Below are 13,631 nucleotides of genomic sequence, written 5' to 3' on the forward strand. Positions count from 1 at the left end.
ACGGAGGCTGGCTTTGACGAGATGCGGGCTCGGTCATCGCGCAACTTTTCGTCCGGAAACGTATGCTGACAATGGCCGTTTGGGTCTTGCCCCTCCCCTTACTGCAATGCCGCTGAGCGCCGGATGAACCCGCCCTCAGAATGGCAGCATTCGGCATAATATGGAAAGAGCGCGTCCAACGGCAACCAGCTGATTGCACCGCCTTCTGCCGTGCTTCTTGTTCCGAAGCACGGCCGTTGGCTGCGGCTCAGACCCCGCGCTCAAACCGTGGCGGGAGCCGCGGATGTCGGCGTGGTCTCGTCAACGAGGACCTGTCGCAGTCGCGTTTCCTGATCGGGCGATAGCGAGGTGCGCAACAGCCTTGCATGCTCGCCCTTGAACTCGGCAAGCACCTTCTCCGGCTGAACCTTGCGGATCAGCAGGAAGAGCGCGGAACTGTTCGTGGGGATGGTTTCAGCAAGCTTCTTGATGAGATCGTCGTCGATCCCGTAATCGGCCATCGATCCGGCAAGAGCGCCGGAACCGGCGCCGATTGCCCCACCGACCACAAGTCCGGCAAGAGGATTGAGGAACAGCAGGCCTACGAGCGATCCCCACAGGGCGCCCGAAAGTCCGCCGCTGGCGGCGCCTGCCGCAGTCAGATTGACGCTCTGCTTGAGACGGACCTTGCCGGACTCGTCGCGAACGGCAATCACCGCGTCTTCCAGGTCGATCAGATATTCCTTCTCGAGCTGGACGAGGCGATTGAGGACGGCATCCGCCTCATCGGCACTATCGAAACCAAGCACTATGAGTTCTGACATCGAAATCCTCCGGGTCGTGTTGTCGGAACAGGAACTAGGGCCGATTAGTGAACAGCCATGCTGATCAACCGGTAAGGATGAGTAGCATTGAACTGCGAGATCATTGCGACAGCCTGCTGCAGCAATTCTTCGGCTTGTTCGGGATCATCTCGCGCTAGTTCGTCGGCATTGACGCGGATCGCTTCCGCCATGTCGGTTGAAAGCGCGGCAAACTGCTTGTTGCCCTCGACAAGGGCCTCAAGCGCCGTGCCTTCCAGCGTCCTGGCGACATCGATGAGAATTTCCTCGCGCTCTTCGATGCTGAGATCTTCGATCGTTTTGGTTTTATCTTCCATTTTGGTTACTCACTCTTCATAGACGTGATGACAACCGAGCTCATGAAGCCTCGGCTACTCCTCACGTAGGAAGACGCAATTTCGGGTTCAAGGTTCCCTTGCTTGACCCGGCATCTGCTAAATCATGATGCCGTCGACCGGAGAAGGACCTTCGCCGGGAGCCACCAAGCGCAACCTTGTACCAGCATCTCCATGCAAGGCGCCCAACCGTATCGTCCTCGCCAATGCGGAACAATGCCACCGCCGCACGGTTTGATTGACGTAGCCGGTCGCCTCTTCGTTCGGAAAAGGCTTTCGGCTGCGCTGCCTTCGAAATGACGCGAGATTTCGCGGATCAGACGAACGGGATAATCGACATGACGAACACCGACGAGAATACCCACGTTTGGGAACTGGTCGACAAGATCGGTTTTTGTATGCTCACCACTCAAATATCCGGCAGCCTGCGCGCCCGGCCGATGGCCGCGCACCCGGAGCCGATTGAAAATGCAATCTATTTCCTGACGGATATTGCCGGCCACAAGGATGAAGAGATCGCCCGCTGGCCGAATGTCTGCCTTTCTTTCGCAGATACCAAGGGCCAGAAATATGTCTCGATATCCGGCACGGCGGAAGTCAGCAACGACCGCGAACGCGTGGAAGACCTCTGGACGACCGGTGCCAGGGCCTGGTGGCGCAGTGCCGACGATCCATCCATTCGCGTCTTGAAAGTGACGCCTTCTTTCGCCGAATACTGGGACAGTCCCGGGACCATCATCAGCTACATCAAGATGGCCGCCGCCGCCGTTTCGAATTCAAAGCCAGACATGGGCGAGAACGTGAAGGTCGAGCTTTAGAGGCGACAGATCACCCGCTAGCCATGCCGCGCCAACCAGGGCCGCGTGGTTTGCGCAGCGCCCAGGCCAGAGCGGTTCAGCCTTTAATGGAATCTCTGAACCGCTCTATCTCTTTGTTTCCTAGCAATTCCGGACGGAAAACCGCTGCGCACTTTTCCCGGAATTGCTGTAGGTGCATGAATTCCTATTCTTCCCATTCCTCTTCGTCGGCGGAAAGCAGATCCACCAAGGCTGCCACGTTGCCGGCAGGCAAATGGTGGCCCTCGCCGATCAAAGCCTCATCGCTGTTTACCCAGGCCCAAGCCTCGGACAATTCCGTCGGCGTTGCGCCTGTTGCAACAATTTCGGCGATAAGGGTCTCGTCTACAGAGCCGAGTACGGAGGTGACGTCTTGCGAGGTCAATGTCATGTCCTGCTCCTCTTCCTGTTTGCCAGACCATGAACATCCCTGGGATATAGAAACTTGAGGATAAACTTCCACCCGTGACCACGCCGCGCTTGCACGAGATATCATCCTTAACGAACTGAAATAGCTTGATAAATACCCAATGATCGGCCGCGGAAAATCCCGCCAGTCGCCGCGCAGCGTTTACTCCGCAACTACGGCGGCGGCTTCCCGAGACTCATCGAACGCATGCACCAGCTATACGACGTGCTTACCGAAATACCCTGATCAGGCGATCAGGAGATCGGTTCAGGATCGCATCAATCGCAAACTCATCAGAAAGTCGGGCCGGCCGCGCCGCTTTTCAGCGTGAAATAAGCAAAGGCTGCTACGAAAAACGCGATGACGGCCAGGATCGACAACAAACGCTTGAGCCAAGGAGGCGTTTGCCTCGGCGGCTTTGGCTTAGGACGACGTTCAAATTTGATGACATTATCGGACATGACAATCGATTAGCGAAGATCAAACAGTTTGCCAATCCGGTATGGACGTCAGGGCGACGTTTCCAAAAGGCGGCCGGACTAGGCGCTCAATTCATCCCAACTTTTAATCTTGTCCGCAACGCCTCGGGAGCGGTGGCGGATATTCGACTGAAATCCACTAACTCTGAAGGTGCCTCTTGAATATCCTGAATAAAATTCGCCCCTGGACGGCGCAGCAGCGTGCATTGATTGTCCCATTCCCGGCAGAACAAGATCTGGCCGAGCGCAAATCCACGGCAACGACCGCCGACGGCCCGATCGTCGCCTTCTTCACCGAAGGCAGTTTCTACGAAGACGAGAAGGATCGCATGTGCCGCTCGGCCGAGCGCATCGGACTGAGCGTTCGGGCGACGGCGCTGCCCAGCGCCGGCAGCTGGGTACTGAATGCCGGGCTGAAACCCGGCTTCCTGCTACAGGAAAGGGCGAGGCTGCGCGGGCCTATGCTTTACGTCGACGTCGATGCGGTCTTTCACCGCAATCCCTGGCCGGAACTTCGCAAGCTCGATTGCGACCTTGCGGCCTATTACGAAGCCGATGGACGCCTCGTCAGCGCGACAATTCTCATCAACGACACGCCAGAGGCCGCGCGCCTCATCGAATGCTGGCGCGAAGGATGCCTTGCCAAGCCCGACATGTGGGATCAGCTCGTTCTCGAGCAGATCATCGCCGAGGACGCCGCGCGTGCGCAACCGCGGTTCCGCATCGCCCAACTGCCCGTCTCCTTCTGCTGGATCTTCGATCGCATCGAAAACGAGCCCGTCGGCGAAGTCTTCATCGAGCAGCTCCAGGCAAGCCGCGAGGCGACCAAGCGCAAGCGCTGGTTCGGCCGCATCGGCAAACGCCTGAAGCGTCGCCGCGATCGGGTCGAGGAAATCGAACGCATTCTCGGCAGTCACGATTGAGGTAAGCCACCCAGTTCGTGCTTTGACTTCGGCAAGCAACGGCAAGCCGCCGGCGGCATGATCACAGCATGTCGCCGAGCGTCCAATGGTTGTTCCACCTGATATCGATCTCGTCCTCGACGTTCTGATACCGGATGTCGGTCGAGAGGCGCAGTCGTTGCTGCCGGTCCTGGTTGGTGGTCGAGGCGTGAATCATGAAGGGCGAATGGAGCATGACGTCGCCCGCCTCGTACTCGGCGACCAGCCAGCGTGTATCGAAGCGCTCCGCCATATCGGGCAGATCCTTTGAAACCCAGCCGCCTTCCGTCATGTTGCGGTTATAGGCACTCACGCGCTCCTCGGGACCGAGATCCTTGTTCTGCTCGCTGAACTCGCGCTCCATCCTGGCGCCGATGGCATGCGATCCCTCCAGATAGGTGAGGCCGCCCATTTCGACGGGGATATCGCCGATCGGTATCCATGACGTCACGATCCGGCTGGTTCCGCCGCGAAGATAGACCAGGTCGTAATGGGCCGGCGTCGCCGTTGTCGTTCCCGGCCGGACATGACGCATGATCTTGCGCTTGTGCAGGTAGGAAATGCCCGACAGGAATTCGTCCATGAAGCGGGACATGCGGGGCTGCGCGCAGAAGCCCTCATAGGCGACCGAACGGACGAGCGACATCAGGCAACGATCGACATCCCTGCCTTCGGGTGCCGCGGCAGACGCGATGCCGTCCCTCGGATCCGTTCCCTTCTCGATCAGCCCCGTCGCCGCCATATGGCCGAAAACCCAGCCGCGGAAGTCGATGACGTCCTGGCGCGGCAAATAACCCTTGAGCCACACATAGCCATTCTCTTCATAGAGGCGACGGATGGCCTTAACGCCGATGCCCGGATCGGTCGGCGTCAGATAACCGAGCCGATCGGGTGCTGCGGAAAGAACCTTCCCGTTGGCGACCAGATTGAGCTCGCGCTCGCCGGATTGCGTGACTTGCATGGAAATCGACATTTCACTCGCCTATGGTTCGATGTGATTGCCCATTGAATCTAGCAGTGAGCGATGTTTCACTACATGGACGAAAATCATACTGGACTTTTCGCTCATCATGAGACCGACAGAAGCCGTCTACCGATCACCACTCGTAGCCGCCGGCGGATTAGCCATCACCGGCAGCGGAAGGCAGCATGCCATGCACGCCGTCAAGGCGCGGAAGCTGCCGAGCTATGCGGTGGTTCTTGTCGAGAATGGCCAGGGTTTTCTCGAGACCGACGCTTGCGGTCGCCTAGATGTGAAAGGCCCGGCCCTCTTCTGGCTCTTTCCAAACCGCCAGCACTCATACGGCCCGGATGCGGATGGCTGGAACGAGCGATGGGCTCTTTTCGAGGGCTCCCTGCTGCGGGACTTTCTGAGGCTGCGCCTCATCAGCGAACAGGATCCGCTCGTCAATCTGCGCAATCTCGATCGCATCCAGCGCCTTTTCGGCGGCATTCATGCCGATCTGCTCGAAGATTCGAATCTTGCGAGAGCTTCGGCCGCCGCCTCGCTCCACCAGATCGTCATCCTGGCGGCGCAACAGGCCAGCCAGGCCACGCCTTCCCTTCAGGAAGGAGCCGATATGGCCGAAATCGTCGAGGCGCTTCGGCACAGGGCGACGCAACCCCTCGATATCGCGGCTCTCGCCGCCGAATACGGAATGTCGCCCGCGACATTCCGCAGAAAGATCGCAAGGGAAGTCGGCCTGCCGCCGAAAGGCTTTCAGCTTAGGGTGCGCATGGATCATGCCAAGGAACTCCTGGCAACGACGGACGACAAGATCGAGATCATCGCCGCCAAGGTCGGGATCGACGATGCATTCTACTTCTCGCGGCTGTTCCATGAGCGGGAAAACTGCACGCCGCGTGAATTTCGCTCGCGGTTCAGGAGGAGTTGAACGGTCAGCACCACGACCGTCAGGCCGCTGGAGTATCTACTCCCAAATCCGGGTTCGAACATGGTAGCCTGTTTACCGGTGCGGAAGTGGCGGAGCCTCGATTAAAGGCACAGCCGATTATCGCGCCTTAAACGTTACCCTTGAGAGCGGGTGAAAACGCCCGCTTCTCATCAACGTTCGCGAGGCGAGGAGGCAGTCATGAATTTGAAAGACGCAACATTGTTCCGGCAGGCCACATTGATCGGCGGCGACTGGATCGAGGCCGATCCATCCAACGCGATCAAGGTCGACAGTCCGGCGACGGGCGAGATCATCGGCCTTGTTCCCAATCTGGGCGCTACGGAGACCAAGAAGGCGATTGCAGCGGCCGAAGTCACACAGAAGGAATGGGCTGCCCGCACCGCCAAGGAACGCTCCGGCATCCTGCGCCGCTGGTTCGAGCTGATGATGGAAAACCAGGATGATCTTGGGCGCATCCTGACGGCCGAACAGGGCAAGCCGCTGCCCGAGGCCAAGGGCGAGATCGCCTATGGCGCAAGCTTCATCGAATGGTTTGCCGAAGAGGCGCGCCGCGTCTATGGCGACATCATCCCCGGCCACCAGAAGGACAAGCGTATTCTGGTCATGAAGCAGCCGATCGGCGTCGTGGCGGCGATCACGCCCTGGAATTTCCCGAATGCCATGATCACACGCAAGGCCGGTCCTGCCTTTGCCGCCGGCTGCGCCATGGTCTTGAAGCCGGCCTCGCAGACGCCGTTTTCGGCGATCGCGATTGCGATCCTTGCCGAACGCGCAGGGCTTCCGAAGGGTCTCTTCAGCGTGATCACAGGTTCTGCGCGCGCCATTGGCGCCGAGATGACGGCAAGCCCGGTCGTGCGCAAGCTCACCTTTACCGGCTCGACCGAAGTCGGCGCCGAGCTCTACAAACAGAGCGCGCCGACCATCAAGAAGCTCGGGCTGGAGCTCGGCGGCAACGCGCCCTTCATCGTGTTTGACGATGCCGATCTCGATGCCGCCGTGGAAGGCGCGCTGATCGCCAAATTCCGCAACAACGGCCAGACCTGCGTCTGCGCCAACCGTCTCTATGTGCAGGACGGCGTCTATGACGCCTTTGCCGAGAAGCTCGCAAGAGCCGTCGGCACGCTCAAGACCGGCAACGGCTTCGACGAAGGCATCAATCTCGGCCCGCTGATCGATGAGGCAGCCCTTGCCAAGGTCGAGGAACATGTTGCCGACGCGCTCTCCAAGGGTGGCCGCATCGTTGCCGGCGGTCATCGCCATCAGCTCGGCGGACGTTTCTATGAGGCAACCGTGCTGGCCAATGTCACGCCGACGATGGCTGTCGCGAAGGAAGAGACCTTCGGTCCCGTGGCTCCCCTCTTCCGCTTCAAGGACGAGGCCGATGTCATCGCGCAGGCCAACGACACCGAGTTCGGTCTTGCCTCCTATTTCTATGCCAAGGATCTCGCCCGTGTCTTCAGGGTCGCCGAAGCGCTGGAATATGGCATGGTCGGCGTCAATACCGGCCTGATCTCGACGGCCGAAGCGCCCTTCGGCGGCGTCAAGCTCTCCGGCCTCGGCCGCGAGGGATCGCGCTACGGCATCGAGGAATTCACCGAAATCAAATATGTCTGCCTCGGCGGTATCGTTTGAGTTCAAGAAAGGGCCATCCGGCCAGGTTTACGGCACCTGCACGAGGCGGCCGCTGCCCCTGATTTCGGAATGCCGCAGGACCGGGTGCCCATACAGCTCGATGTTGCCGCTTCCGCTGATCGATATATCCGCATCGGTGGCGGCGGCAACCTGAGCGTCGCCGCTACCGCGGATTCTAATCTTCACGGATTGAGCAGCCAAATCCTTGAGACGAGCAGCGCCTGAACCGGAAACCTCCAGATCGACGGAGTGTGCGCTGCCCACGGCGGTGACACTGCCGCTTCCCGATATGCTCAAGCGCAGGTCGGCCTGGTCGAGCTGAGACAAGGCGAGATCGCCGCTACCACGCACCTTCCAATTAGTGACGCGCGGCCCCGACAGGCTGACATCGAATTTGGATGTGGACCAGCCCGGATTGCAATCCAGGCTCAGTCTGCCTCCCTCCAGCCGCACATGATCGAGAAGCGCTGGATCGCCGCTGACGACCGCTTCTGCCTTCCCGCCGGGCTGATACTGAACGGAAGCCGGTATATCGATCGCAAGACTGCCATTGGAGCTGAAAGGCAACGTGATCTGCCGTTTGCCGGAGGTCGCAGACCCGCAAGAGGATTGCATGCCACCCCACCAATGCCCCGCATTGGCCCAGTCCGGCCCGGAAAGCCCGATTCCCAAAGCAAGAAAGACGAATGCACAAATCAGTCCGGTCGTCGCGACAGTCGCTAATTTCCCGTTCATTGTCCATTTCCTCCAACGATGTACGGTCCGGCGCTCAAGCTCGATGGTCATCTGCCTGCGCCAAGCGGAAATGCAAGCGGGCATATTGCCCAAGCATGCGTATGCCCAAGCTCAATCCCATCAGCAGCAAGGCGCCCCCGCCCACGAAGCAGCTCACTAATCCCGCACCGATCAGCAGGCGGGCCAGCATGCCGACGGAGGGCAAACCGATGTGGAACAGCACGGTCGTGACGACGATCTTCAGGCCAACGACACCAACTGCCACTAGTGCGATCGTAAGGCCGAGCGTGACGAACATCGCCACAAACAACAGAGGCAACAGGAAGAAGATATCGACGATGGCAAGGCCGGCCAGCGCCATCATGGCAGCCAGCAGATTCGGCACGCTCCAATGGGCCTCAAAGCGGCGCAGCCCCACATCCGCGCGCAACTCCCTTGCGATCCTGGCGGGATCGCCCAGCGCGGCTGAAACCTCATCCTCGCTTCGGCCCGAGGCCTCGGATTCGGCAAAATGGGCAGCATAATCGGCCACGACATCGTCGACCTCGTGAGGAGGAAGGCCTGCAAGTCCCAGTTTCAATGTGCGCAAAAAGGCTTCCCTGGTCATGGCAAATCCTCGAGTAGCTTGTCGACGGAGCTTGCTAGCGAGCGCCAGTCGCGGCGATGGGCTTCGAAAATCGAACGGCCGAGCGGCGTGAGCCGATAATATTTGCGCGGCGGACCATTGCTCGACTCGACGATGCGGGTTGCGACCAGGCCGTCATTCTGCATTCGGCGCATCAGCGGGTAGATCGTTCCCTCTCCCATGCCGACGGCCGCGACCAGCGTGCTGGCGATCTCGTAGCCGTAGCTTTCGCCCCGCGACAGCACGGCCAGGACGCATAGATCGAGAACGCCCTTCCGCAATTGAACTTGGATCGAGTCAGCCATGAACGCCTCTGTTTACAAGACGAATATAACAAGCTATCTGTTTATGCAAGATAGCTCGATGGTTTTCACGATCGACATACGCGGCCTTCGCGTCATGGGATTTACAGACCGGCTCGCTTTTCCATCGCAGCCCATCGCGCAGCGTATATCTCTGGTTAAATGGAGCAGTTTTAATGATCCGCTTTGGCCTTGCCCTCGTGGCCGCACTCTCTCTTGTCGCGCCATCGGGATATGCGGCAGGTTTGAAATTCATTCAGATCTCAGGTGATGCGGATAACCCGGCGATCGACGCCGCCATCTGGTCTCCTTGCGCAACCCCTCCCACACAAATGAGGATCGGAGCCCTGGCAGTACCAGCAACGCCGGATTGCCCGATTTTGGGCGAGGGGTTACCACTCATCATCATCTCGCACGGCTATGGCGGCTGGTATCTAGGCCATCACGATACCGCAGAAGCGCTTGCCGACGCTGGCTTCATTGTCGTTGCCATCAATCATCCGCACGCCAATCATGCAGACATGAGCAAGGCAAACGGTCTTGGCGTATTGATCGAGCGTCCTGCCGACATCAAGCGCACCGTCGATTTCATGCTTGACGCCTCCCCCGATGCTGCAAAGATCGATCCTCGGCGGGTCGGCTTCTACGGATTTTCCCAGGGCGGGTATACGGGCCTCGTCGTTGCGGGAGCCAATCCGGATTTCACCAAGCTGCCGCCACGCTGTGCAGATCCGAAAGCAGCCGGCTGTCCGCCAGCCGGTCAAGCCCAGCCTTCCCGGCGACAACCGCCACCGCAGTCATTGACCCACGACCCTCGCATCAAGGCGGTCGTTGTCGCCGACCCATTGAGCATCATATTCCCGACCGCCGACAGTGTGAAAGATGTCAAAATTCCACTTCAGCTTTGGGGCTCAGAACTGGGAGGGGGCGGTGGAGCATCTCCCGAAAATGTCGCAACGCTTGCACGGCTATTGCCAGAAAAGCCTGATTTTCGGATCGTCCCCAATGCCGTACATTTGTCGTTTCTGACGCCTTGTCCGGAAAAAAGCCCATCGTCCGATGCCTGCACCGATGCGCCGGGCTTCGATCGCGCTGCGTTTCATAAGCAATTCAACGCCACAGTCGTTGCATTTTTCCGCCAGCATCTGACGCAGCAGTAACGGCAAACACATCGGAGCGCGAAGCGGCATATGGCGCGGAACTATTCGCAGACGTTATGAGCGTTGAAACTCGCCCGCGAATCCGATCAGATCAGATCATGGCAAACACGATACGCATAGCGGCGGCCCTGATGCTGCGCCCGGATGGGAAGACATTGCTCGTGCGCAAGCGCGGCACTATTGCCTTCATGCAACCCGGCGGCAAGGTGGAACCGCAGGAGACGGAGGAATCGGCGCTGGTCAGGGAACTCTTCGAAGAGCTGGGCCTTGCGGCAGAGACGAAGGATCTGACTTTCCTCGGCCGCTTCCAAGCACCGGCCGCCGACGAACCGGACCATATCGTCGTTGCGGACATATTCCGGCTGCATGTGGGCGATGCGGCAATCACGGCAGCGGCAGAGATCGAGGAGATATGCTGGGTATCGCCCCACAATCCGGGACACATAGCTATGGCTCCCCTGACCGAGTATCATATCCTTCCCCATTATCGGCAGCAGAATATGTCCGCGAGCCAATAACGTCGAATTCCACCCGGCTCGAAACGGGCGGAGGGCGACTCGCCGATTTCCTGGAAATTCGTGGCCCGGAATATTGCGTAGAACGCAATTTCGTCCGCCTGTTCACCTATGCGCGGCAGACGCTTTGCCCGCGCGCGCCAGCCGCCAATTGTGCGTCGCTTTACGTGGTAGAGAGTGAAATTTAAACATTGTAACAAAATGAAAAATTAAAAGATTTCAACTTTAGCGGCGAGCATATTTACTACGAATATGATAACATGCGCAGAATACACAAAGGTCTCGTTATTTTAATTGAAAGTAAAAACAACTTTAGATACACAAGTAAAAAAACACGACGTGAGGCCGAAATGAAAAGAGAAAATACCGCCAGCCGCGAGAGGTTTATTGAGCTGACAAGCAAGATCGTCTCTGCCTATGTTCTTTGCAATGCGACCGCGCCTGAGGATTTGCCAAGGCTCATCTTGGAAACATATGCCGCGCTTACGGGTTCTTGGCAACCTGCGCAGTCGACATCGGAAAAGTCGCCGAAGCCGGCGGTGCCGATCAAGAAATCCGTTACCGATGAATATCTGATCTGCCTGGAAGACGGCGGGAAGTACAAATCGCTGAAACGGCATCTCAACACCAAATACGGCCTGACGCCCGAAGAATATCGAAAAAAATGGGGCTTGCCCGCGGACTATCCGATGGTCTCGGCGAGCTATGCAGCCACACGGTCGACGCTGGCGAAGAAAGCGCTCCTCGGCCATACCAAGAGCGTGGCCGATATCACGCCAGCCCCCGAACCGGTCCGGCGGCAGCGGAAGGCCGGCTGATTTAGAGCATTTCCGCTTTTCTTCGAATGGCGAAAACGCTCTATCTTCTTATTTCCCAGCGCATTCCGGACGCCCCCCGCGCGCACCTTGGCGACAATCAGGCACTGGCGCCCAGACACTGCGCGATCAAGACGCTGCACGATCAGGGAGTTTCGATCGTCCTGGCATTGACGGTGATCGCGCGACCGGCAAACCAGCCGTTGATGGCAGCGCCGAAGCCGAGCAGCACAAACAATACGGCGCTCCATGCGAAGCTTCCGGTCCAGCCGTGGATCATGCCGACGACGAGCGGACCGACTGCAGCAAGCAGGTAACCGACGAATTGCGCCATTCCGGAGAGATGGGCCGCCACATGCGCGTCGGGCGACCGCAACACGATCACGGTCAGCGCCACCGCGATCAATCCGCCCTGCCCGATACCTTGCAGCACGGCCCAGAACCAGACTGTCCAAAGCGGTGCGAAGAGCAGGCCCAGCAGTGCTACGACCGCGATCAGGCAGAGAATGACATTGATGGCACGCTGGTCTCTGCCCCTGACGGCGATATGAGGTGCGACGAGGCACGCGGCCGCCTGCACCACGACCGAGGCGGAGACAATCGCGCCGGCGGTGACGCCATCGAGGCCGCGTTCGCGCAGGATAGGCACGAGCCAGCCGAAAACGCAGTAAGCAAGTGCCGATTGCAGCCCCATGAAAAGCGTCACTTGCCAGGCGATGCGATCCGACCAGAGGCCGGTGACACGAAACCCACTGCGACGCACCTGGCGGCGCGTGCTGATCACCTGAGGCAGCCAGAGAAGTCCGACAACGAGGGCCGGCAAGGCCCACGCAGCAAGCGCACCACCGAGCGATCCACCAAGGGCGTGCTCGATCGGAAGCGTGAACCCGGCGGCGCTTGCCGCGCCGGCGCATAGCGCCATCGTATAGCAACCCGTCATCAGGGCGGCCTTGTCCGGGAAATCGCGCTTGACGAGCCCAGGCAACAGCACGTTGCCGATGGCAATACATGCGCCGGTCAGCGCCGTTCCGAGGAACAGCAGGGAAATAGAGGAAAATCCGCGCAGCGCCGTGCCAAGCGCAAGCAGGACGATGACCCCAAGCAGGACGCGCTCGGTTCCCATACGCTGCGCAAGCCTTGCCGCAAACGGCGAAAACAGCCCCATGCAGACCACCGGCAAGGTCGTGAGGATGCCGGTGCCGAAGGCCGAAAGGCCAAGCCCGGACCTGATTTCCGGCAGAAGCGCCGAAGCGCTCGAAAAGACCGGCCTGAGATTGAAGGCGATGAGCACGAGGCTTGCGCCCAGCAGAAACCTGCCGATCGGCGATTTGCCTCCATGTGGCTGCGGCGCCGGAATTTCATCGGCCTCGGCATCGATCAATTCGAGCGAGGCAGCATTTTGCGAAGACATGGTCATGACATCAGCAACCGATCAAGAGTGGCAACGATGGGCGCCATGAAGCGGCGTACGACGGCATCGGCCGCTTCAGGATTGCCGGCTTCGATGGCGTCGACGATCGCGATATGCGCCTGCATATCCGGCTCGGGAATATCCTCGTCGAGCGTCGCAGCGATCGTCTCGGCAATGGAGAGAGAGAAGAAATCGTAGATCTCGATCATTGCCCTGTTCTGTGAAGCCGCAACGACCGCCTTGTGGAAGGCAAGGTCACGCTCGATGAACGCAGCCTTGTCACCGCCGGCATAGTTCCCGCGCGTAACCAGCAAGACGCGCAGCTCAGAAACAATTTCCGGCGAATGGCGTAAGGCAGCGAGCCGTGCGGCCTCGACCTCGAGCGCAAGCCGGGCCTCGAACTGATCGCGCAAGCCGGCGCGGCGCGCCATGTCCAGGGGGCGGCTGACATCCGTCACCGAACGCACATAGGTGCCCGACCCCTGCCGCGTTTCGAGATAGCCCTGGGAGGCCAGCACCCTCACCGCCTCGCGGATCGTGCCGCGGCTGACTGATAGCATGGATGAGAGCGAGGCTTCATTCGGCAGCTTTTCGCCGACAAGCCAACGTCGGGCGGTGATTTCGGCGCGGATTGCTTCGATGGCATTGTCCGCAAGTGTGGTTTTGGTCAGGGCGCGCATGATCGATTGCCATCAAGTC

Annotated in this window: 17 protein-coding genes; 7 read left to right on the forward strand and 10 right to left on the reverse strand. The window is 59.4% G+C overall.

What is annotated here, in order from left to right; all coding sequences use genetic code 11:
• Positions 1-260: 260 nt before the first annotated feature.
• A complete protein-coding gene (locus tag CCGE531_RS23740; RefSeq protein WP_120668353.1) occupies positions 261-803 on the reverse strand; it encodes a DUF1269 domain-containing protein in 543 nt (180 codons plus the stop codon).
• Positions 804-847: 44 nt separating this feature from the next.
• Positions 848-1,138, reverse strand: a complete 291-nt coding sequence (locus CCGE531_RS23745; RefSeq protein ID WP_120668355.1) for a hypothetical protein — start codon at positions 1,136-1,138, stop codon at positions 848-850.
• A gap of 356 nt (positions 1,139-1,494) precedes the next feature.
• Between CCGE531_RS23745 and CCGE531_RS23750 the strand changes: the two genes are divergently transcribed.
• Complete coding sequence (locus tag CCGE531_RS23750) at positions 1,495-1,974, forward strand: pyridoxamine 5'-phosphate oxidase family protein (protein ID WP_120669363.1); 480 nt, start codon at positions 1,495-1,497, stop codon at positions 1,972-1,974.
• 184 nt (positions 1,975-2,158) lie between these two features.
• Here CCGE531_RS23750 and CCGE531_RS23755 read toward each other — a convergent pair whose 3' ends face one another.
• Both CCGE531_RS23755 and CCGE531_RS34385 read right to left on the reverse strand, forming a co-directional pair.
• Entirely contained in the window at positions 2,159-2,383 is a 225-nt protein-coding gene (locus CCGE531_RS23755) for a hypothetical protein (protein WP_120668356.1), read from the reverse strand.
• Between the two features lie 311 nt (positions 2,384-2,694).
• Positions 2,695-2,862 (reverse strand): hypothetical protein, encoded by a 168-nt coding sequence (locus tag CCGE531_RS34385; protein ID WP_162943985.1) that lies wholly within the window; start codon positions 2,860-2,862, stop codon positions 2,695-2,697.
• Positions 2,863-3,038: 176 nt separating this feature from the next.
• Between CCGE531_RS34385 and CCGE531_RS23760 the strand changes: the two genes are divergently transcribed.
• The gene (locus tag CCGE531_RS23760) at positions 3,039-3,803 is read left to right on the forward strand and encodes a putative nucleotide-diphospho-sugar transferase (protein ID WP_245459279.1); all 765 of its coding nucleotides are present in this window, start codon (positions 3,039-3,041) and stop codon (positions 3,801-3,803) included.
• A gap of 61 nt (positions 3,804-3,864) precedes the next feature.
• On the opposite strand, the gene CCGE531_RS23765 is transcribed toward CCGE531_RS23760, so the two are convergent.
• Positions 3,865-4,794 (reverse strand): phytanoyl-CoA dioxygenase family protein, encoded by a 930-nt coding sequence (locus CCGE531_RS23765; RefSeq protein ID WP_120668358.1) that lies wholly within the window; start codon positions 4,792-4,794, stop codon positions 3,865-3,867.
• A gap of 97 nt (positions 4,795-4,891) precedes the next feature.
• Here CCGE531_RS23765 and CCGE531_RS23770 point away from each other — a divergent pair, with 97 nt between their 5' ends.
• Positions 4,892-5,716, forward strand: coding sequence for an AraC family transcriptional regulator (locus tag CCGE531_RS23770; protein ID WP_120668360.1), 825 nt, complete (start codon positions 4,892-4,894; stop codon positions 5,714-5,716).
• A gap of 198 nt (positions 5,717-5,914) precedes the next feature.
• Positions 5,915-7,369, forward strand: coding sequence for an NADP-dependent succinate-semialdehyde dehydrogenase (gene gabD, locus CCGE531_RS23775; protein ID WP_120668361.1), 1,455 nt, complete (start codon positions 5,915-5,917; stop codon positions 7,367-7,369).
• Positions 7,370-7,396: 27 nt separating this feature from the next.
• Here the strand turns inward: gabD and CCGE531_RS23780 are convergent, their stop codons facing one another.
• Genes CCGE531_RS23780 through CCGE531_RS23790 form a run of 3 tightly spaced genes read right to left on the reverse strand, consistent with a single transcriptional unit; the run spans position 7,397 to position 9,034 of the window.
• Positions 7,397-8,104 (reverse strand): DUF2807 domain-containing protein, encoded by a 708-nt coding sequence (locus tag CCGE531_RS23780; protein ID WP_120668363.1) that lies wholly within the window; start codon positions 8,102-8,104, stop codon positions 7,397-7,399.
• Between the two features lie 34 nt (positions 8,105-8,138).
• Positions 8,139-8,711 (reverse strand): DUF1700 domain-containing protein, encoded by a 573-nt coding sequence (locus CCGE531_RS23785; RefSeq protein ID WP_120668365.1) that lies wholly within the window; start codon positions 8,709-8,711, stop codon positions 8,139-8,141.
• Entirely contained in the window at positions 8,708-9,034 is a 327-nt protein-coding gene (locus CCGE531_RS23790; protein WP_120668367.1) for a PadR family transcriptional regulator, read from the reverse strand. Before CCGE531_RS23790 ends, CCGE531_RS23785 begins: the two co-directional genes overlap by 4 nt.
• Positions 9,035-9,207: 173 nt before the next feature.
• On the opposite strand from CCGE531_RS23790, the gene CCGE531_RS23795 reads away from it, so the two are divergent.
• The 3 genes from CCGE531_RS23795 to CCGE531_RS23805 all read left to right on the forward strand — a co-directional run bounded on the left by CCGE531_RS23795 (position 9,208) and on the right by CCGE531_RS23805 (position 11,524).
• Positions 9,208-10,191 (forward strand): dienelactone hydrolase, encoded by a 984-nt coding sequence (locus CCGE531_RS23795; protein ID WP_120668369.1) that lies wholly within the window; start codon positions 9,208-9,210, stop codon positions 10,189-10,191.
• A gap of 98 nt (positions 10,192-10,289) precedes the next feature.
• Positions 10,290-10,709 (forward strand): NUDIX domain-containing protein, encoded by a 420-nt coding sequence (locus CCGE531_RS23800; RefSeq protein WP_120668371.1) that lies wholly within the window; start codon positions 10,290-10,292, stop codon positions 10,707-10,709.
• 257 nt (positions 10,710-10,966) lie between these two features.
• Complete coding sequence (locus CCGE531_RS23805; RefSeq protein ID WP_348633017.1) at positions 10,967-11,524, forward strand: MucR family transcriptional regulator; 558 nt, start codon at positions 10,967-10,969, stop codon at positions 11,522-11,524.
• A 142-nt stretch (positions 11,525-11,666) separates the two neighbouring features.
• Here CCGE531_RS23805 and CCGE531_RS23810 read toward each other — a convergent pair whose 3' ends face one another.
• Both CCGE531_RS23810 and CCGE531_RS23815 read right to left on the reverse strand, forming a co-directional pair.
• Positions 11,667-12,938: an MFS transporter gene (locus CCGE531_RS23810; protein WP_120668375.1), complete on the reverse strand. Its 1,272-nt coding sequence runs from the start codon at positions 12,936-12,938 to the stop codon at positions 11,667-11,669.
• Positions 12,935-13,612 (reverse strand): FadR/GntR family transcriptional regulator, encoded by a 678-nt coding sequence (locus CCGE531_RS23815; RefSeq protein WP_120668377.1) that lies wholly within the window; start codon positions 13,610-13,612, stop codon positions 12,935-12,937. The genes CCGE531_RS23810 and CCGE531_RS23815 overlap by 4 nt, the downstream gene beginning before the upstream one ends.
• Positions 13,613-13,631: the final 19 nt, after the last annotated feature.

The organism is Rhizobium sp. CCGE531 (assembly GCF_003627795.1).
In the GTDB taxonomy this organism is placed as follows: domain Bacteria; phylum Pseudomonadota; class Alphaproteobacteria; order Rhizobiales; family Rhizobiaceae; genus Rhizobium.